At 58.8% G+C, this 19,579-nt stretch carries 17 protein-coding genes; 4 read left to right on the plus strand and 13 right to left on the minus strand.

Going from position 1 to position 19,579, the window contains the following annotated elements:
- Positions 1 to 43 precede the first annotated feature (43 nt).
- Positions 44 to 1,450: an NAD(P)H-quinone dehydrogenase gene (locus ACWORE_RS00455; RefSeq protein WP_406604961.1), complete on the plus strand. Its 1,407-nt coding sequence runs from the start codon at positions 44 to 46 to the stop codon at positions 1,448 to 1,450.
- Between the two features lie 93 nt (positions 1,451 to 1,543).
- Here the strand turns inward: ACWORE_RS00455 and ACWORE_RS00460 are convergent, their stop codons facing one another.
- The 5 genes from ACWORE_RS00460 to ACWORE_RS00480 form a co-directional block, all read right to left on the minus strand.
- Positions 1,544 to 2,068 (minus strand): hypothetical protein, encoded by a 525-nt coding sequence (locus tag ACWORE_RS00460; protein WP_406604960.1) that lies wholly within the window; start codon positions 2,066 to 2,068, stop codon positions 1,544 to 1,546.
- Between the two features lie 106 nt (positions 2,069 to 2,174).
- Positions 2,175 to 2,816 (minus strand): DUF1707 domain-containing protein, encoded by a 642-nt coding sequence (locus ACWORE_RS00465; RefSeq protein WP_296136468.1) that lies wholly within the window; start codon positions 2,814 to 2,816, stop codon positions 2,175 to 2,177.
- A gap of 108 nt (positions 2,817 to 2,924) precedes the next feature.
- Positions 2,925 to 4,397: a nucleobase:cation symporter-2 family protein gene (locus tag ACWORE_RS00470; RefSeq protein ID WP_455302001.1), complete on the minus strand. Its 1,473-nt coding sequence runs from the start codon at positions 4,395 to 4,397 to the stop codon at positions 2,925 to 2,927.
- A 77-nt stretch (positions 4,398 to 4,474) separates the two neighbouring features.
- Entirely contained in the window at positions 4,475 to 6,268 is a 1,794-nt protein-coding gene (locus tag ACWORE_RS00475) for an ATP-binding protein (RefSeq protein WP_455302003.1), read from the minus strand.
- Positions 6,269 to 6,656: 388 nt separating this feature from the next.
- Entirely contained in the window at positions 6,657 to 7,532 is an 876-nt protein-coding gene (locus tag ACWORE_RS00480) for a sulfurtransferase (RefSeq protein ID WP_296136460.1), read from the minus strand.
- Positions 7,533 to 7,887: 355 nt separating this feature from the next.
- On the opposite strand from ACWORE_RS00480, the gene ACWORE_RS00485 reads away from it, so the two are divergent.
- Complete coding sequence (locus ACWORE_RS00485; protein WP_455302005.1) at positions 7,888 to 8,952, plus strand: Cj0069 family protein; 1,065 nt, start codon at positions 7,888 to 7,890, stop codon at positions 8,950 to 8,952.
- 109 nt (positions 8,953 to 9,061) lie between these two features.
- Here the strand turns inward: ACWORE_RS00485 and ACWORE_RS00490 are convergent, their stop codons facing one another.
- The 8 genes from ACWORE_RS00490 to ACWORE_RS00525 all read right to left on the minus strand — a co-directional run bounded on the left by ACWORE_RS00490 (position 9,062) and on the right by ACWORE_RS00525 (position 17,505).
- A complete protein-coding gene (locus ACWORE_RS00490) occupies positions 9,062 to 9,676 on the minus strand; it encodes a hypothetical protein (protein ID WP_455302007.1) in 615 nt (204 codons plus the stop codon).
- Between the two features lie 36 nt (positions 9,677 to 9,712).
- Positions 9,713 to 10,180, minus strand: a complete 468-nt coding sequence (locus ACWORE_RS00495; RefSeq protein WP_296136454.1) for a DUF3151 domain-containing protein — start codon at positions 10,178 to 10,180, stop codon at positions 9,713 to 9,715.
- Between the two features lie 93 nt (positions 10,181 to 10,273).
- Positions 10,274 to 10,921, minus strand: coding sequence for a TetR/AcrR family transcriptional regulator (locus ACWORE_RS00500; RefSeq protein ID WP_221923077.1), 648 nt, complete (start codon positions 10,919 to 10,921; stop codon positions 10,274 to 10,276).
- Positions 10,918 to 12,702, minus strand: a complete 1,785-nt coding sequence (locus tag ACWORE_RS00505) for an ABC transporter ATP-binding protein (RefSeq protein WP_296136451.1) — start codon at positions 12,700 to 12,702, stop codon at positions 10,918 to 10,920. The genes ACWORE_RS00500 and ACWORE_RS00505 overlap by 4 nt, the downstream gene beginning before the upstream one ends.
- Complete coding sequence (locus tag ACWORE_RS00510; protein ID WP_296136449.1) at positions 12,699 to 14,552, minus strand: ABC transporter ATP-binding protein; 1,854 nt, start codon at positions 14,550 to 14,552, stop codon at positions 12,699 to 12,701. Before ACWORE_RS00510 ends, ACWORE_RS00505 begins: the two co-directional genes overlap by 4 nt.
- A gap of 223 nt (positions 14,553 to 14,775) precedes the next feature.
- Positions 14,776 to 15,432 (minus strand): Maf family protein, encoded by a 657-nt coding sequence (locus ACWORE_RS00515; RefSeq protein WP_406604953.1) that lies wholly within the window; start codon positions 15,430 to 15,432, stop codon positions 14,776 to 14,778.
- Between the two features lie 39 nt (positions 15,433 to 15,471).
- Complete coding sequence (locus ACWORE_RS00520; RefSeq protein WP_296136444.1) at positions 15,472 to 15,759, minus strand: acyl-CoA carboxylase subunit epsilon; 288 nt, start codon at positions 15,757 to 15,759, stop codon at positions 15,472 to 15,474.
- A gap of 117 nt (positions 15,760 to 15,876) precedes the next feature.
- Positions 15,877 to 17,505: an acyl-CoA carboxylase subunit beta gene (locus ACWORE_RS00525; protein ID WP_455302011.1), complete on the minus strand. Its 1,629-nt coding sequence runs from the start codon at positions 17,503 to 17,505 to the stop codon at positions 15,877 to 15,879.
- A gap of 196 nt (positions 17,506 to 17,701) precedes the next feature.
- Here ACWORE_RS00525 and ACWORE_RS00530 point away from each other — a divergent pair, with 196 nt between their 5' ends.
- Positions 17,702 to 18,799 (plus strand): biotin--[acetyl-CoA-carboxylase] ligase, encoded by a 1,098-nt coding sequence (locus ACWORE_RS00530; protein WP_455302013.1) that lies wholly within the window; start codon positions 17,702 to 17,704, stop codon positions 18,797 to 18,799.
- A gap of 139 nt (positions 18,800 to 18,938) precedes the next feature.
- Positions 18,939 to 19,559, plus strand: a complete 621-nt coding sequence (locus ACWORE_RS00535; RefSeq protein ID WP_455302015.1) for a hypothetical protein — start codon at positions 18,939 to 18,941, stop codon at positions 19,557 to 19,559.
- The last annotated feature ends 20 nt before the right edge of the window (positions 19,560 to 19,579 follow it).

Below are 19,579 nucleotides of genomic sequence, written 5' to 3' on the forward strand. Positions count from 1 at the left end.
CTGAGTATGCCCCTGAAACATCACCACATCGAGGAGCGAACTGGTGGCTAAACGGATCGTGATTATCGGCGGAGGCCCGGCGGGCTATGAAGCCGCATTAGCAGGCGCGAAGTACGGGGCGGAGGTCACGGTCGTTGAGGATCAGGGCATGGGGGGATCGTGCGTCCTGCATGACTGCGTACCGTCGAAGAGCTTTATTGCCGCCACGGGTATTCGCACCGATATGCGCCGAGCAGATGCAATGGGGTTCCACGCAGGTTACGACGGCAAACGGCTGCCGTACGCGGAAGTGAACAAGCGCGTCAAGCATCTGGCAAAGACTCAGTCGGACGATGTGCAGCGGCAAATGATTGCCTCGGAAATTCGCCTGATTCCGGGGACCGCCAGATTGAACGATTATGAGCCGGGCCGCACCATTCACCGCGTTTTGGTGGAACAAGCTGATGGTTCAGAAGAAACAATTGAATGTGACCTTGTTCTCTTGGCGACGGGGGCCACGCCTCGTATCCTCCCCGGCGCCAAGCCCGACGGCAATCGCATCCTGACGTGGCGCCAGATTTACGACCTGGAGGAGGTGCCGGAGCACCTCATTGTCGTTGGGTCCGGTGTGACGGGCGCGGAGTTCGTGTCGGCGTTCACCGAGTTGGGGGTGGAGGTCACGATGGTGGCCTCGGGGGACCAGATTCTTCCGCATGAGGATTCCGACGCTGCCCGCGTGCTGGAAAATGTGCTGGATGAGCGCGGAGTTCACCTGGTTAAGCGTGGACGGTGTAAGGCTGTGGAGTACACCGATAACGGGATTAAGGTCATCCTCAACGACGGACGCGAGGTGGAGGGCTCTCACGCGTTGATGACCGTTGGCTCTGTGCCGAATACGCGTGATCTGGGCCTCGACAAGGTGGGGGTTGATCTGACACGTTCGGGCCACATCAAGGTCGACCGTGTTTCACGGACGTCTGTGCCCGGCATTTATGCGGCGGGGGATTGTACTGATTTGTTCCCGCTGGCGTCGGTGGCCGCGATGCAGGGGCGTATTGCCATGTATCACGCCTTGGGTGAAGGGGTGACCCCGATCCGGTTGCGGACGGTGGCGTCGGCAGTGTTTACCCGCCCGGAGCTGGCCACCGTGGGGGTTTCACAGAAGCAGATCGAATCTGGCGAAGTGTCCGCGCGAATTGAGACGTATTCGCTGAAGGGCAATCCGCGTGCCAAGATGCGGTCCCTTAACCACGGTTTTGTCAAGGTTTTCTGCCGTAAGAATTCCGGCATCGTCATTGGTGGTGTGGTGGTAGCTCCGTCAGCGTCGGAGTTGATCTTGCCGATCGCTATTGCCGTAACGAACCGGTTGACCGTGGAAGATTTGAGCCGGACGTTCTCTGTATACCCGTCGCTATCGGGTTCGGTGACAGAGGCCGCCCGCCACTTGGTCGCTCACGACGACCTGGATTAACGATGGAGTACTGGGCTTTGGCCCCAGTGACTGTGGGCGGGCTCCCGCTAAAAAGGGGCCGAGTTAGGCGAGCCCGTGCCACATGTAGCCCTGTTAAATGAGGGTAACGGTGAGCCCGAGATAGCCCTCGGCCCATCGCTTAATTGTTCCCTCGGCTTCCTCAACGGCATCGCCGACGGTTTTCTTCTCTGCGTCCGGTTCATTAGGAACGACGCGAGTCGGATCGCCCGCGGGGCGAATGGAAAGAGTCGCGTGTGTGGCCTTGGGGGCACTGTGCGCATCATCGCTCTGCGCATCATTGCTTGAGGCTTCGTTGTCCTCTGCCGGATTCACGATGACGCCGTCGTCGGAGAAAAGAATGGCCTCTGCGAGCATCTCAACCTGTGTTTGTTCACACACAGCCCAGGACAGCGCCGTTCCCGTCAACCATTGATTCCGACGAAGCTCGATGAAGCTCTCATCAATCGCGCTGTTCGAACTGCTACTTTGTGCCGATTTATCACTGGAATGATCCGCCCAGTCGGCAGCTAGCCTCAGAGCGGGGACGTCGTTAATGCGGTCATCGGCGGATAAAGGACGCAAATAAAAGCGGCCACCGTTTAATTGCATGGGTTCCATAAGACCCAATTTTAGGAGCCAGAGTGAGGCCCAGCGTAGCGTCGTGGAGTGACATTGAGCGCACACCACAACCACACCACAACCGCAGAGTTTCAGCGGCTGAACCCTACCGGTGCCGGCGGGCAGAGATTCCTTTCGCAGAATTCATCACGGTGTGGGCAAAATCCATGGCGGACCCCATCGCTTCTTGTTGGATTTCCCGACGACGTTGCTTCTGCTCCAACTGCAGCTTCCGCCGCTCCAACTCCAGCTTTTCCTTGTCCATCCGCAGCTGATCACGCTGCAGACGTTTCGCTTGGCGGATCCGCGACGCGGTATGCCACGATTCCGGCCCGACCTTCATGATATAGAGCAGAATGAAAATCAGGGGAATCAAAAACAAAATGGGTGCGAGCGCATCATTAAACGCGACGGGCATAGCCAGAAGAGTGGACGACCCCAGCAGCAACCCCAAACGGATATTGCGCCCATATGACGCCGGAGGAAGAACAGTGCCATCGGACATCGTCACCAGCGATTGAGAGCCCTTCGTAAGGGTGGCGGACGGAAGATCCGGCAAGTCCGTGAACAGGGCGTTGAGGTCATTGTTATTCTGCGCGGCAGACGCCACCGATACCCGCTGGTCGTATTCGTCAATGGTGAGACGGCCCTGTGAGAAGTGAATGCCCAATAACTCAATGGCATGCTGGCGGTCCTCATCGCTTACTCGGTAGGTACCCGAAGGGAAAGGACCCGTGTTCGTAGGCATCCGAAGCGCTCCTTGATGTCATCGGCGTCGTCGCTGGCCGGGAAACTGGTTGGGAACCCGGAGTTCACGTGCCGGACATCCCTTTATCTCCCAGAATAGCGGTACACCTCAGGATCGCGCAGCGGGACGATCTCCAAAACCGTCATGGTCAGCGTCGGCGAGACCATACGACGACCCGCGAGGCGTGTCATGAGTCGTCGTACCATCTTTGTGCGACGCGGGAGCTCGCGTACCAGTGTTAAACATCAGGTTCAGCACAATGGCAGCAACCGACCCGATGCAAATCCCGGATCCCAAGAACGTCTGGGCCCACGTCGGCATCTGGGCAAACAGGGTTGGGGACGTCGCTGGTAGGAGCGCCAACGCCAACGGAATGGCGACGACCATGATGTTCGACGAATTAAACCGCACCGTGGATAAGGTCCGTACGCCCGACGCTGCCACCATGCCGAACAGTGCAATACCAGCGCCGCCCAAGACTGGTGCAGGAATTGCGGCCACCACGGAGGCGGTCTTCGGGATCAAACCGAGCACGATCAGCATCCCGCCGGCCACGGACGTCACCCATCGCGAGCGCACGCCGGTAATCGACAGCACCCCAATATTCTGCGCAAACGCCGTGTACTGGAAGGTGTTGAAGACACCGCCCAGCACGGTGGCAGCCCCGTCGGCGCGTAGGCCGTCGGCAATTCTCTTGTCATCGATGTGGGACTCGGTGATTTCCCCGATAGCGACGATGTCACCCGTGGCTTCCACCATGGTGACGAGGGACACGATGCACATGGCGCCGATGGCCGACGGGATAAAATGCGGCGCGCCGAAGTAGAACGGGTGCGTGGCCCCGATCCACCGCGCGGACGCCGTGGAATCCCAGTTTACCATCCCCAACGGAATGCACGCCACTAGGCCTGAGAGCATTCCGACCAGTACGGAAATGCGGGCGAGCCACGCCGGGCCCCAGCGCTCAATGACGAGTATCAGCACCAAGACGAAAGTCGCGATCAGTAGATTTTTCCCCGTGCCGAACTCGTGGGTGCCTTTTGCCTCGGACCCGCCACCAATCCAGTCGGCAGCCACGGGCATGAGAGTCGACCCAATGATCAGCAGCACCGTGCCCGTGACCAGCGGCGGGAAAAGCCGCAACAAACTAGAAAATAGCGGCGCGAAGATGATCATGAACAGGCCGGACGCAATGACCGATCCGTAAATGGCGGGCACACCATAATGCGATCCGATGCTCACCATGGGGATTGCTGCAGAGAAGGTACAGCCTTGGATCAGGGGCAGACGCACACCGAAACGCCACAGGCCGACAGACTGCACGATGGTCGCAATGCCCGCCACGAAGAGGTCGGCGGCAATGAGGTGTGGAATGTCCGACGAGGACATCCGGCCAGCGTCAACTAACGCATAGCCAACAAAAAGGGGCACAGCCACCGCGCCTGCGTAGGCCGCCAGCACGTGCTGGAAGCCGAGAATCAGCGCTTTGACTGTGCCAGGCCAGGCGTCAACGGCGATCGCCTGGCCGGAGGGGGACGGGGTAGGGCTCGAGGGTGATGTGGATGTAGCAGGGGAGCTCACGAGTACTTAGGTTAGTCACGGACTGCCTGCCGACGTTCACCACCTCGGGGCCGCTAGAACACTGCGGCCCGTAACCCCTACTTGAGGTCCATCAGCGGATCTCCCTTGGAAACACCCTTGCCCTCTTCCACATCCAGGCCGGTCACAGTACCGGACTTCGTGGCCTTCACCGGGTTCTCCATCTTCATGGCCTCCAGGACGACGACGGTCTCGCCTTCCTGAACTTCCTGGCCTTCCTCAACATTGACCTTGATGATGGTGCCCTGCATCGGGGCCACAACGGCATCGCCCGACACCGCCTTGCCGCCACCGCGACGCTTCTTGGACTTCTTCTTCTTGGCGCCACCATTGCCGCCACCCAGCGCCAGATCGCCCGGCAGCGCAACCTCAACCCGTCGGCCGTCGATCTCGACAACAACCTTTTGCGACGGGGTGGTGTCCTCATCCGCATCGGTGTCACCCGCGTACGGCTCGATCGGGTTGGTCTCCATCCACTCCTGCTCAATCCACTTCGTGTAGACGTCGAAGGAGGAGCCGTCGCCCACGAAGGCGGGGTTCTTCACGATGCGGCGGTCGAACGGGATCACCGTCGCCAAGCCCTCAACCTGGTACTCGTCCAGGGCACGGGCTGAGCGGGCGAGCGCCTGATCGCGATCCTTACCCCACACGATCAGCTTGGCCAGCATGGAGTCGAACTGGCCACCAATGACCTCGCCCTCATTAATACCGGAGTCCATACGAACACCCGGGCCAGAGGGCTCAACGTACTTCGTCACCGTGCCGGGGGCTGGCATGAAGTTGCTGCCCGGATCCTCGCCATTGATACGGAACTCAATGGCGTGGCCATTCGGGATCGGGTCTTCCTTGCGCGACAACTCCTTGCCCTCAGCGATGCGGAACTGCTCTCGCACCAGGTCCCACCCGGTCACTTCTTCCGACACGGGGTGCTCCACCTGCAGACGGGTGTTCACCTCAAGGAAGGAAATCAGGCCATCGTCGGCAACCATATATTCGACGGTTCCAGCGCCGTAGTATCCGGCCTCACGGCAAATATCCTTCGCGGATTGGTGCAGACGCTCGTTCTGCTCATCCGTCAGGAAGGGGGCGGGTGCCTCCTCCACGAGCTTCTGGAAACGACGCTGCAAGGAACAGTCACGGGTAGAGACCACCACGTAGTTGCCATGCATGTCCGCCACCACCTGGCACTCCACGTGGCGAGCCTTATCCAGGTACCGCTCGACGAAGCACTCCGACCGACCGAACGCTGCCATGGACTCACGAACAGCGGAATCGTAGAGGTCACGGACCTCATCCAGGCTGTGAGCGACCTTCATACCACGGCCACCACCACCACCGAACGCCGCCTTAATCGCAATCGGAAGCCCATGTTCCTTAGCGAACTCGACGACCTCATCCGCATCCTTGACGGGTTCCTTCGTTCCCGGTGCCATAGGAGCATTCGCGGCAAGAGCAATATGACGGGCCGTCACCTTGTCTCCCAGCTTCCGAATCGAATCAGGAGACGGGCCAATCCAAATCAACCCAGCATTTTCGACGGCCTCAGCGAAGTCACCGTTCTCGGACAAGAAGCCGTAGCCGGGGTGAATCGCGTTAGCGCCCGACTTCTTCGCCGCGTCCAGAATCTTGTCGAAATTCAAGTACGAATCCGCAGATGTTTGGCCACCCAGTGCGAAGGCTTCGTCGGCAAGGTGGACGAACGGTGCCTCGGCATCGGGCTCGGCATAGACCGCAACGCTGGGGATCCCGGCGTCCTTCGCGGCGCGGATCACACGAACCGCGATCTCACCACGGTTGGCGACGAGAACTTTAGTGATTTTTTTGGTCTCGATTGTCTTACTGTCGGCGGACACGAAACCCTCCTGTATTCGCTGTGCAACTCTCGGCTGGTGTGCATCACTAGTCGGTCACGCGGGCAGGCCTGAGCTGGTTAATGGCTGGTTAATCAACGTCAACACCCCATCATCAGGGATCAAGGGCGCTCGCTGTCCGGCCAAGCGGCGACGAACTCGCTGTAATCGTGTCCAGATGCACATGTTTATTGGACAGCTTTAATTGTGGCACAGTGGTGCGGCTAAGCCGTGAACTTTGGCGAGCGTATCGCCCTCAATAGGGGGGCTGAATATGAAATAATCCGCGGCGGTGTCGCCACGGGTTAACAAGCAGAGTTCACTATGAAATTCAATAAGGGGTAAATGTGGGGGTGATAGGGCGAACGGGTGGCGGGGTGCACGGACTACATCAGAGCGGACGATCGCCACGCGTAATAGGCATCCCCACCATGTTTCCCCACTCGGCCCACGACCCGTAATAACTCTTCACGTCATTCCATCCCAATAAATAACGCAACACGAACCACGTATGAGCACTACGCTCACCTGTCACGCAATAAGTCACCGTCGGGTTCGAAGAATCCAGCGCACCGAAAATCTCGCGCAATTCGTCCATACTGCGGAAATTGCTGTTCGGATACACCGTTGAATCCCACGGAATGTTCACCGCGCCGGGAATATGGCCCGTCCGCAAGGTCGACTTCACCGAGGAGGAAGCGTTGTCGGGAGTTCCGCCGCGGTATTCCTCGGGCGTACGAACGTCGATAAGCTGCGATGATTTGTAGGACGTGCGTAAGTCGTCGACAGAAATGAGCCCGGTGGTAGAGACCTCGGGCACTGGATACGTGGACTCGGGGCTCTCGGGAACGGCAAATGTTGTCTCCCGCTCAGCGCGAATCCAGGCATCCCGGCCACCGTTGAGCAGACGGACATCGGGGTGCCCGTACAGCGTGAAAACCCAGAACGCGAAGGCCGCCCACCAGTTGGAGTGGTCGCCATAGATAACGACGGTGTCCTCCCGGCGAATCCCCTTCTCGCGCATCAATTGCGCAAACGCTTCGGGGGAGATGACGTTTCTGGTGATCGGATCGGAGAGGTCCCGTCGCCAATCAATGCGAATGGCCGTGGGAATGTGGCCGAGATCGTAGAGCAAACTGTCTTCGTCCGATTCGACGACGCGAACGTCGGGGGTGCCCAGTTTTGCCCCCAACCATTGTGAGGTAACAACTTTTTCCGGGTGGGCGTAGTCCTGAAGTAAGGGGTGGGGGTCAAGTGGCGCGGCCATGGTTCCCAATCCTATAAGAAACATGGGGTGGGGGAAGGGGTCAGTGGGGAGCGATCCCTTCTGCGCAAGTAACAGCGGTGCAATATCACCGCACTCGGGGGTGAAAACGGGTGGTGTTATATCCCACAGCTCAATATCCAGCGTGACCAGGGGAGGTCTATTAGTGTTTTAGCTGGTAAATCCATTAATTCAGGGCTTGTGCAGTAGGGATTAGAGGACTCTGAAGATGGTAGTGACCTGCACCCACACCACATGGGGGTGCGAGACGTAGACAGCGTTCACCCTATATCCCACAGTGGAGAGCCGGATTTACGTCGATAACACCAACCGACGGCAATACCGAGGAGAATAGCCAGTGCAGAAGAACATCGTTGTGTTCGAAGTTGAAGGTGGAAACGACAAGGGACACGATGGTCACCGCAAAGACACGATGCCCATCGTTAACGCAATTAAAGCTCACGACGGCTGGGATTCAGAGGTCATCTACTACGACAACACCAAGGCCGACGACATCTTCGAGAAAGTATCCAAGTCCTCAGGCGGCTACATTTCTCGCGTGAACCCCGGCAACATTCCCGGTGGTGAAAAGGGCTACTTCGAGTTGCTCACCCGTTTGAGCGACGCTGGCCTCGTCGGCATGTCGAGCCCCGAAAAGATGATGGACTACGGCGCGAAAGATGCGCTGGTGAAGCTCAACGACACGTCGCTGGTGCCCTCGGACACGGCAGCGTACTACGACGTCGAGAGCTTCCACGAAACCTTCCCGAAGTCGCTCTCCTACGGCGAGCGCGTGCTCAAGCAGAACCGCGGATCCACGGGTTCCGGCATCTGGCGTGTTCGCATCGAGGACAAGGAACTCGCTGACTCCGTTGAGCCGGGCACTGCTCTTCCGCTCGACACCATGCTGGTCTGCACGGAAGCCGTCGACAACCACACCGAGCACAAGAAGCTCGGCGAGTTCATGGACTTCTGTGACCAGTACATCGTCGGCGATAACGGCATGCTCGTGGACATGCGCTTCATGCCCCGCATCGTGGAAGGCGAAATCCGCATCCTCCTCGTCGGCGACAAGCCGGTCTTCGTTGTTCACAAGAAGCCAGCCGCCGGTGGTGAAAACTTCTCGGCCACCCTGTTCTCTGGCGCGCAGTACACCTACGACAAGCCGGAAGAGTGGCAGGACCTGATCGACGAATTCGCCGCTGTCCGCCCTGTTATTGCCGACAAGCTGGGTGGCGACGGGAACGTGCCGCTGATCTGGACCGCTGACTTCATGCTTGACGACGGGGAGAACGGCGAGGACACCTACGTCCTGGGCGAGATCAACTGCTCGTGCGTGGGCTTCACCTCTGAGCTGGACATGGGCATCCAGGAAATGGTTGCCGACGAAGCAATCCGCCGCGTTGAGGAAGCCAACGCCTAACAGCTCTGGCTGGTTGTTATAACCCGGTTGTTATAACAATCTGCCCCCATCGATCTGTGATCGGTGGGGGTAATTGGTGTGTGGCGTTTGTATGGCGCTTTATGCGCCGTTATTCCTGTGTTGTTGTGCGGCGGGCCTGACGACGACCTTTGCGACGTAACCACCACACGCGAATGGCGCCGAAAATGGATAGGACGATGACGAGGGCAATGTTGCCAAAGACGTCGAGAATAACGACGCCGATCCCACTTTGGCCGGTCGGGTCCTGGTACGCGAGGTAGACGAACGGGATGGCGAACCCGGCGTAAATTCCTGCCGCGGCGGTGTACGCACCCGTATAGGCGCGTGGTGTGAGGCAGGACAGTGCCGAAGCGGATATCACCAAGAGAATCATGAAGGCAACGATTTGGTACGGCGTAGTGTCCGTCGGGGGAGGCCAGGTCGGCATTGTTGTCGGTGACCAGGTTAAACACACACCGGCAGAGACGAGGGATGCCACGATTGACCATAGGAAAATGGTGAACTCACGCGTGGCGGGGACGCCATTAGGGGCTCTATTTGCTTCGTCGTCCTGTGCCGCCTGGGTGCCGGATTGGGTATCCGGTGCTCCGCGTCTGTGAGCCGATCGACCCGCTGTTTCAATCCGGTAGGTTGCGCGGATGATGACGTACCACACCATCAGCGGAAGTCCGAAGAAGAATAAGACACCTAGTAGAACTGACATCGGCTGTCACTCCTTATGTCGTCTATTCTGCGCGGATTAGTTAGCGCCGAGCTGATCGTCGATCAGCGCAGAGACACATGATGGGTCAGAGTCCTCGAGGAGTTTCCGGCAGCGGTCGTATTCGTTATCTTCCCCGATAGCTCGCGCAGCAAGGGCCAGAGCAGCAATGGCCCGGAGAACCCCACGGTTCGGCTCATGCGACCACGGCACCGAACCCCATCCTTTCCACCCATTCGCACGCAAAGCGTCAAGGCCACGGTGATAACCGGTCCGCGCATACGCGTAGGCGGCAACGGCCGCGCGGCGGCGATCGTCGGAACTGTGAGCAGCGGTCATGTCGACGGAAGGCAATGCATCTTCGGCAAGCTCTGCCCATGCGAGTGAACTGGTGGGCACAGCGACGACGACGTCGTTGAGGTTCTTTCCTTCGTCGATCATCGCTTTTGCGGGATCGGCGGGTAGTTCGACGGGTGCGGGGGCTAGGAAATCACGGTGCTCACTCATAAGCCCAGTTTAAATGCGCCTACATAACAATGCTAGGGACTGGATTGCCTGCCCTTCGCGCAACCTTCGACGCGCCCGCGGCCCCGTCGTCGGCTAACTAGCTTCAGGCTCGCTATTCCCCGGGCCGATTCCGTGCTCAATACCGGCAATGATGAATTCCACTTTGCTGTCCAGAAAACCTGTTCCCGGCATGTCCTTCATACCAAAGACATCGTCGTTATTGTCGGCCGAGGTGGTGTACCGGTCAAGCGGGGTTTCTCCAGCGTCGTCGGTTGTTGTGAAGGACCGCATCTGAATAAATGTTGTGATGGTGATGTCACCAATGAAGTCCACGGCGAACGATGCGCACGGGAATCCGCCGGGAATATTGAGGCGAACAAGCCGGTCAATGAGCCTCCTGAAGCCAGGCAGCACACCGATAATCGCCTCGGGTTTGGTCATAATGACCGTGGGTGCCTCGGGGTAACGCGAAAACAGGTCCCACGATCGGGAGCTAAACAGCCTCAGCGCGTCCTGCCACGTCGTGGCCACAGCCGGGTCATTGACGTGCTGGCCAAGCTTTTGCATCGCGGCTGCTTGTAGCTCGTCCCGGGAGGAAAACATCCGATACAGCGCCGGGGGCTTGATCCCGAGTCTGTCGGCAACACCCCGGAGACTAAAAGTAGCGACGCCTTCCTCGAGTGCGGCTTGTATGGCTTGTTCTTTATCGAAGACGGGTTTGCGACCGGGCCCGGGACTCAAATTAATGACCATCCTTGTGCAGCTTCGCGGGCACTCCAAAGGTGTTGATACATTCCGCTCGATGCGATGAGTTCATCGTGGGTGCCGACCTGTACAACGTTACCATCCTCACCGAGCACAACGATCTTGTCAGCATTGCGGATCGTGTTGAGCTTATGCGCAATAACCAGCACCGTTGAGCGATCACGAAGGTCATTGATGGCCTGCTCGATGTGCGCCTCATTATCGGGGTCCAACGCCGACGTCGCCTCATCGAAGAGCACGATCGGCGCCCGTTTGAGCAGAGCACGGGCGATGGAAACGCGTTGACGCTCGCCACCAGAGAGGCGGTTTCCGCCTTCACCCACGGTGGAGTGCCACCCGCCGGGGAGCCGTTCTGCGATTTCATGGACGCCGGCGAGGGCTCCGGCGTGGTACACGTCATCCTCGGTGGCATCGTCGTTCCCGACTTTGATGTTCTCGAACAGGGTGGTGTCGTAAAGATAAACATCCTGGAACACCATGGCAATCTGCTCCATCAGCTGATCAGTGGGCTGGTCCTTGACATCGACGCCACCGACGCTGACGCTGCCCGAGTCGACATCCCAGAAGCGGGCTATGAGGCGGAAGAGCGTGGTCTTTCCGCTTCCCGACGGGCCGACGATCGCCGTGAGTCCGTGTTGAGGTGCAGTGAAGGAGACGTCGTGAATGACGGGGTTACCGCTGTGGTACCCGAACGTGGCTGACTTCATCGCCACTGTGCCCGGTTCGGGGAGGGACATACGCTCGGCGGGCGTCGGTAATTCCGGTGCGGACATGATCTCGTCGACCTGCCCAATGGGTTGACGCGCAACTTCAATGGCCAGCGTATTGCCGACGATTTCCTCAAGGATTTTGGAGAACCGGAGCGACACACCAATGAACGCCACCGTTGCAATGGGGGTCAACGTGCCGCTTGTGCCCAACACCACGGCCACGATAATGAGCGCCACGGTGATAGCTTGCGCGCCGATCCCTGAGATCACATTGCCGGCCAGGCCCACCCACAGGTCTTTAGCATGGCTGCGGTAGTTGTCCGACCGTGCGCGGTCGAGCGGCTCATACGATTGTGCCCGCCCGGAGGCACGAAGCGACGGCTGCGTGTGCGCGAATTCCACCACGCGGCTGGCGAAGTCGATTTCGGTCGGAATAGTCATCCGTTCCCCGGCCCGTTTCAGAGCGCGGGTCGCCGTCGTTAATAAAAGTATGACCGGAATGGCGATCAAGAAGACGAGCCCAAGTTGCCATGCCCAGAACCAGGCCAGGATGGTCATCACAATCATGGTGGTCAAGCCACGAACGAGTGGGCCGAGGAAGTGCGCCGCGCCCTCACCGATCTGCATGAGGGACTGAGTGAGGAGGATGGATAACCGCGACGACACCGTGCGGTCGAACCAGCCCAGTGGTAGCCGGGCTACTTTATTGCCGACGTTAATAGTGCAATGGCGCAGCAGGTCCATGGCCGCCATATACCCGGTTGTTTGTTGGGCGTAGGTCATGATGGCCCCGGCGACCGCGAGAACAACGAGCACCAGGATCCATTGTGGCCATGTGAGCCCCATGGAGGTGCCGCCATTGCTGTAGGCGGTGATGGCGGGGATTACCGCGAAGATGCCTACGCCTTCGATAATGCCGAGGACGACGGCGAACCACAGGCTGCGGATAAACCTTCTGTAGCCCTCGGCGGTGAGGATGTGCCGGAAGTCTTTGATGAGAAGGAGGTTACGTGCCCACGCAAGGGTGGATTGAGATTCAGAGCTCATTGTGCGACTCCTTGTGTGAGGTGCTTCCAGAAGGGTTGCTCGGCCAGTTCATCGGCGGTGCCTTGGGCGACGATGCGGCCGTGCTCCATGACGCAAATATGGTCAGCACCGGCGACGGATTCGGCATGGTGTCCGATGGCGAGGACCGTCCGGCCGCGTGCAAGTTGGGCGAGTGCGCGTTGGATGTCCGCCTCACAATCCGGGTCGGTAGCGGTGGTGGCTTCATCGAGGACGAGGACGGGGGCGTCAGCAAGGAGAGCGCGGGCGATGGCTAGCCGTTGCTTCTGGCCGCCGGAGAAGTCCGTTTGCCCGCCGAGGGTGGTATCAAAACCGTGGGGGAGCGCTTCGATGTCATCGAGAATGTTTGCCTGACGTGCGGCCTCGCGTATTGCTTCGTCGGACGCGTCGGGGCGAGGTAGGGAGATGATGTCGCGCAGCGGTAAGTCCTGCAAATAGGGGTTTTGCAGGACGAACGACACTGTGGAATAGAGCTCCCGTTCGGTCAGCTCTGTTAATGGCGTGCCGCCAATGGTGATTGTTCCGGAATCGGGATCACGGAAGCGTGCGAGCATTGTTGCGAGAGTCGATTTTCCGGAACCCGATGGTCCGACGAGGGCAGTCACCGTGTTGGGGCGAAGCCGGAGATTGATATCGCGCAGGGCGTCGACTTTGCCGTCGGCAGTGGAGTAGGCAAAGGACACGTCGGAGAAAACGATGTCCTGGTTGCCGTTCGTGCCGCTGGCCTGAATGCCAGCGCTGGATGAAGCATTGTCCTCGGGATTGCGCTCCTCGGGATAAGGAATCTGTTCCGTATCCAGCACTCCCTTGAGACGGAGCGCTGCATTGCCTGCCTGCTGATATGCCCACGCAGTCGATCCCAGAACCTCAATCGTCCGAGGGATAATCAGCGCGATCAGCGAGCAGGTGAGAACCTCGGGGACTGTGACCCATCCGGTGCTCGCCATCAGCAGCCCGAATCCCACGTTGATGGCCATGAGCGTCGAGACCGAGATGAACGAAAGCGACAGAGCCGAGGCGCGGATGAGCGGCCCGCACCATTCCCAGTAGAAGGAGGCAAAGTCCTTGCATGCCTGAGTAAATCGGGCATGCGTTTCTCCGGTTCGTCCGAAGTTCTTGACGACGTAGATGCCCTCGGTCAGTTCGACTGCGGCGGAGGAAATATCGCCCAGTTTGTCGTCCATTTCGGCGGTTTTGGTGCCCATGCCTCGCATGGTGAGCGCTTGCAGCGCGCCGTAAAAGGGGAACGTGGCGATGGAGAGGAGACCAAGCCTCCAGTCGACGATGAACGCGTACGCCAGAAGAACTAGTGGCCCGGCGACCGCGGCAGTTTGTTCCACGGGGGCGTGGGCGATGAGCGTATGCACTTGTTTGACGTCGTCGTTAATTGCTTTGCGCACTTTGCCGGTTGAGGTGTCGCTGAACCACGATAAGGGCGCCCGCGCCAGGGTTTTCACCATGTCGCTTTGGATCCTGTCGCGCAACCGCAAATCAGCGAAGTGCGAAATAGCCAGCGCAAGCGTGTACAAGAACGCCTGCGTCAGGAAGGCGTAGACAAGGATGATGGCGCTGCGTTTGATGTCGTCATGGCTGCCGTCGTTAAGAAGAAGGTCTCCAATATGAGTGAGTGCGACATAAGGGGCCACGGCGACGATGCACGACGCGACAGCCAGGATCCTGCACACCAGCAGCCGACTCTGAACTGGCTTGATGAGCTGTTTGAGTGCGGCTTGGCTGGCCTTCCGCTTGTTCGAGTAGCTCTCGGCGTCGACCGTTGGCGCCGATTGTGGCGATGGTGATGGTGTGGATGTATCAGCGGTAACTGAAGTCATTGTCTTCTCCTTGGTGACGGATTACCGCACGAGGGTTCGTGGACCCGCATGTATCCCTCTGCGTGATTGCGTCCACATGTGTTAGCCCTACCTACATGATGAAAAATTAAAGCAATTAATAAATATAGGGTGGAAGGGCTGGGGCGTCAATAAGGGTTTATTTAATATTCCTCACCTGCCGAGCCGACGTAACCACCGGGTGTGATTCCCAGTGATGGCGGGCTTAATTCGCGTGCTCAGAGCGGTTCCAGAACTCGGAAACCTCGTACCCGAAGCTGTATAGCGCCTCCCGCACAAGGGGAAGTGAGAGACCAATGACAGACGACGGATCCCCCTCGATGCGGTCGATGAACCACCCGCCCATAGCCTCCAGTGTGAACGCACCGGCACAGTTCAAGGGCTCTCCGGAATTTGCGTACGCGCGGATATCGGCGTCGGAAGCATGTGCATAATGCACTGTCGTGGAGGCCGCGCGCACGAAGGTGTCCTCATCTGTCGCCGTGGTGTCAAGGTTGATAATGCAGTGCCCGGTAATGAGTCGCGCGGTTTTCCCGCGCTGGTTAGTCCAACGGCGGATTGTTGCCTCGACGGTGTGGGGTTTGCCTTGAAGTTCGCCATCCAGGTACAGCATCGAATCGGCACCAATAACCACCCGGGGCGTGAGATTATCGCCTTCGGGGTGGACCGATGTGAGGTGTCTCGACGCAATAGCCGTGGCTTTTGCGTGGGCGAGGGCGCAGACTTGGTCCTCGGGGGATTTGCCGCGCACAGTGCGCAAAATGGCGCCCTCGTCGACCTCGGGCGGTTCGATGGCCGGCTCGACGCCAGCAGAGCGGAGGACGGATAACCGCGAGGGGGAGGAGGACGCCAGAATGATCATGGTCCCATTAAAACACGCGGAACCATGAGATCAGCGGGCTTAGTAGAACCTCAGGTTGGGGAAGCTACCGGCATTCGACGTGTGCGTGTTCGTGAACTTCTCGTCGAAGCGTCCCCAGTTGTTCAGTGTCTCGGGTTCGCCGTCGTCGCCCTCATTAGCTGACATACCTGCAAACAAAGCCGTCAGGGCTGCCACTTGAGGCGCGGTGGGATTTCCCTTGATCACTTTGAGGAACACAGGCTTCTTCTCGGTCGCTGTTCCGTCACCGGGTGCGCCCGTGTCGCCAGCGCTGGTTGTGGTGTCGTCCACGTGTGAGCCGTCAGACATGTAAACTCCATTTCTCGCTGTTTCTCCCGTGGAGGCCGTCGTCGTTAATAGTCGTCGTTAATAACGGTTGCTAACGACGGAGGGGCGGGGAAGGTGGTCGCCCCTCGGCCACGGTGGTTACAGCGGAATGTTTCCGTGCTTCTTTGCTGGGACGCTCTCCACCTTGCGGTCCAGCAGGCGCAAGCCTTCGATGATCTGACCGCGAGTTTCGCTCGGCGGAATAACGGCGTCGACGAAGCCGCGCTCGGCCGCAACATAGGGGTTGACCAGGGTGTCTTCGTACTCCTGTTCATACGACTTCTGCAAAGCAGCAACGTCCTTGCCTTCTTTAGCCGCTTTCTTCAGTTCCTTGCGGTAGACGAATCCGACGGCACCGGCAGCACCCATCACGGCAATCTGGGCGGTGGGCCATGCGAGCGAAATATCCGCGCCCATGTCCTTGGACCCCATGACGCAGTACGCTCCGCCGTAGCCCTTACGCGTGATCACCGTGATCTTCGGAACGGTGGCCTCGGCGTAGGCGTACAGCAACTTAGCACCGCGACGGATAATGCCGTCGAACTCTTGGTTCGTGCCAGGCAGGAACCCTGGAACGTCGACAAGCTCAATGATCGGAATGTTGAAAGCGTCGCAGGTACGAACAAATCGTGCGGCTTTCTCAGAGGCCTTAATGTCCAAACACCCTGCGTATTGCATGGGCTGATTGGCGACGAACCCGACGGCACGTCCCTCGACCCGGCCAAAACCGATGACGACGTTTTCGGCGTAACCTTCCTGGATCTCCAGGAACTCCTCATCGTCGGAGATATGGGTGATGACATCTTTCATGTCATACGGCTGGTTGGGGGAGTCCGGGATGATTGTGTCCAGTTCGCGGTCCGCATCGGTGACATTGTCCTCAATGGAACCCTCGAATGGATCGGCAGGGACACGAGGCGTTTCGGCCCGGTTGTTTTGTGGCAGGTAGCTGATGAGCTCTTGCACGAAATCCAGGGCGTCTTCGTCGTTTTCCGCGGTGTAGTGGGATGTACCCGAGGAGCTCATGTGGGTTGAAGCACCACCGAGTTCCTCCTGGGTGATTTCCTCGCCGGTCACGGTCTTGATGACGTCCGGGCCGGTAATGAACATCTTGGAGGTCTTATCCACCATGATGATGAAGTCGGTCAGCGCTGGCGAGTACACGTGGCCACCTGCGCACGCACCCATAATCAGGGAGATCTGCGGGATAACGCCCGATGCGCGGGTGTTGCGGAAGAAGATCTTGGAGTTCAGGCCCAGGGACACAACGCTCTCTTGAATACGGGCACCAGCACCTTCATTGATGCCGATCAGCGGCACCCCGATCTTAATGGCCAAGTCCATGATCTTGACGATTTTTTCGCCGTACACTTCGCCGAGCGCACCACCGAAAATGGCGACGTCTTGCGAGAACACACAGACCTTGCGGCCATCGATCGTTCCGTAGCCCGTGACAACACCGTCGGTGAGAGGGCGTTTAGCGTCGAGCCCGAAGTTCGTGGACCGGTGCCGGGCCAGGGAATCAACTTCGACGAAGGAACCGTCGTCAAGGAGATATTCGATGCGTTCGCGGGCGGAAAGCTTGCCCCGGTCGTGAATCTTGTCGATGGACGCTTGGCCCATAGGCATCTGAGTCTCTGCGAGACGCGACCGTAGATCGGCCAACTTGCCGGCGGTGGTGTGGATGTCTTGTGCGGTTGTATCCGCGGTGAGTGTGGCGGCTGTCATGTGGTTAAGTCTAGGCCCAAATACCAACAGGAACAGACTGAAACGTCTGCAATTCCCCCGGATGAGTCCCCCATAAAGAGGGAAAGCGACGGAAAGAGGCATGTGGTGCTGGTGTGTGCTCTCGACGGTTGCTGGGCGACCTCACTGCGTCATCAATACTTATGGTTCTCAATCCTTATGGTGAAGAATAAGAAACATGACTCACGACGATAAGCACAGGAATAACGACGACACAGACGACGACCGACGGGACGCGCAGGGCCCGGGTGGCGATCCGTCTGCGGAGGGTGCGCAGGTTCCGCCGGGGAAGTGGTCCGACGGTGGCGATCCGTCGGCGAAGGGGGCACAAGTTCCTCCCGGTAAGTGGTCCGGTGCGGGTAATGCGTCGGCGAAAGGTGCGCAAGTGCCCCCAGGAAAGTGGTCTGAGGGTTCGCAAGGAAGCTCCGGCGAGCAAGACAATCGCACCGACACAACGTCGCCAAATGATAATGAAAGTGAAAATGCGGGGGTAAGGCCACCGTTAGATCACGAGCGTGTAGTGAAGGCTCTGCGCGAACAGGGGTGGAACGATGTCGCGATCGTTGAGTCAACGGGATCGACCAACACTGATCTTCATGCGGCGGCCAGTACGCTCCCGGATCTCTCTGTTCTGATTGCGGAAGAACAGGTGTCCGGACGCGGCCGTTTGGGGCGAGCCTGGAGCGCGCCGCGGCACAGCCAGGTCACGTTGAGTGTGCTGCTCCGCCCGGAAGTGCCGCCGACAAAACTCGGATTGCTCCCACTTCTGACTGGGGTGGCGGTGGCCGATACGGTTCGCTCGTATGGCATTGATGCCCGCGTGAAGTGGCCGAACGACATTTTGGTGCGCGGGGACAAGATGTGTGGAATCCTCGCCGAAGCGGTCAGTATGTCTGATAATCCCACGGTGGTCGTCGGGTTCGGGCTCAATATTGATCTCACGAAGGCGGAACTGCCCATTGATAACGCGACCTCGTTTGCCTTGGAAGGGGAGCATGTCGATCGAACGGAGGTTACCATCGCCGTTTTGGGCTCGCTGCTCAAGAGGCAGCGGCAGTGGCGGAATGCTGGCGGATCGGCATCGTCGTTTATCGACGATTACAAGTCGGTGTCCGCAACTCTCAACGAGTCAGTCAGCGCCGGATTACCTAATGGTGGCAAGCTGACCGGCACGGCGGTAGATATTAGCGACGCGGGTGAATTGCTCATTCGTGATGCTCGGGGGCAAATTCACACGGTGGCTGCTGGTGATATCACGCATCTGCGCTACTCGTGAGCCTGTGTTCGCGAGGCTGTGTCCCGTCGCCCACTATGATGTTGCAGGAGTAACGCTGGGATACTGACGTTAATCATGTGACAATTGGTAAAACTGGTAGTTTTGTCGACGATCATGCTGAGAAGGGAGGTGCCCCACTGTGGCCATCCGAAGCCATGCGTACCGACCGACGGATGACCTCGATGAACGCGATGGCCGCAGAGGTTACGGAGGCTCCGACCTGTGGGGCCAGGATGACGGTGGCGAGCCCTTCGATGATGATTCGTTGGAACCACCCCCACCCTTTAACGGCGGCTTCCCCGAATACCGCATTGCCGATGACGAAAGAGTTCTCGTTGACGTCCATTCCAAACGGGGCACGCTCGTCTTCCCAGTCCTAGAAACAATCCTCATCAGCGGAATCATGTGGGGAATCATCGGAATGATCGATGGTGCCGCCGGCTCCTTCGTCGACGGTGGCTTCGGCGGACTGCGCCAGTTCCTCCTCATAGCCTGGGTCGTCGCCATGGCTTGGTTCTTCGCCCGCCCGGTGATGAAGTGGTGGCGCAATCGCCTCGTCGTCACGAACTATCGCGTCGTCACCAGGTTCGCTAAAGACGATATTGTCGATATCCCATTAGACCAGGTCACTGGGCTGCACCGCCGTCGATCAACCCTTATTTTCGACGTCTACCGCATGCCCCCCTTGATGGTCCCGAATGTTGCAAAAGTACGCAGAGTAAAACGCGTGACCACCAGACGCCTGCGACACCGCTGGTAGCGGCCCCTATACTTAACCGG

It is taken from the genome of Corynebacterium sp. c7Ub_26 (assembly GCF_053760365.1).

What these genes read in the sequence shown, in the direction of transcription:
- ACWORE_RS00460 (WP_406604960.1), bottom strand. Translation starts at nt 2,068, where the DNA reads ATGGAACCCATGCAATTAAACGGTGGCCGCTTTTATTTGCGTCCTTTA.
- ACWORE_RS00465 (WP_296136468.1), bottom strand. Translation starts at nt 2,816, where the DNA reads ATGCCTACGAACACGGGTCCTTTCCCTTCGGGTACCTACCGAGTAAGC.
- ACWORE_RS00480 (WP_296136460.1), bottom strand. Translation starts at nt 7,532, where the DNA reads ATGGCCGCGCCACTTGACCCCCACCCCTTACTTCAGGACTACGCCCAC.
- ACWORE_RS00490 (WP_455302007.1), bottom strand. Translation starts at nt 9,676, where the DNA reads ATGTCAGTTCTACTAGGTGTCTTATTCTTCTTCGGACTTCCGCTGATG.
- ACWORE_RS00495 (WP_296136454.1), bottom strand. Translation starts at nt 10,180, where the DNA reads ATGAGTGAGCACCGTGATTTCCTAGCCCCCGCACCCGTCGAACTACCC.
- ACWORE_RS00505 (WP_296136451.1), bottom strand. Translation starts at nt 12,702, where the DNA reads ATGAGCTCTGAATCTCAATCCACCCTTGCGTGGGCACGTAACCTCCTT.
- ACWORE_RS00510 (WP_296136449.1), bottom strand. Translation starts at nt 14,552, where the DNA reads ATGACTTCAGTTACCGCTGATACATCCACACCATCACCATCGCCACAA.
- ACWORE_RS00515 (WP_406604953.1), bottom strand. Translation starts at nt 15,432, where the DNA reads ATGATCATTCTGGCGTCCTCCTCCCCCTCGCGGTTATCCGTCCTCCGC.
- ACWORE_RS00520 (WP_296136444.1), bottom strand. Translation starts at nt 15,759, where the DNA reads ATGTCTGACGGCTCACACGTGGACGACACCACAACCAGCGCTGGCGAC.
- ACWORE_RS00525 (WP_455302011.1), bottom strand. Translation starts at nt 17,505, where the DNA reads ATGACAGCCGCCACACTCACCGCGGATACAACCGCACAAGACATCCAC.
- ACWORE_RS00530 (WP_455302013.1), top strand. Translation starts at nt 17,702, where the DNA reads ATGACTCACGACGATAAGCACAGGAATAACGACGACACAGACGACGAC.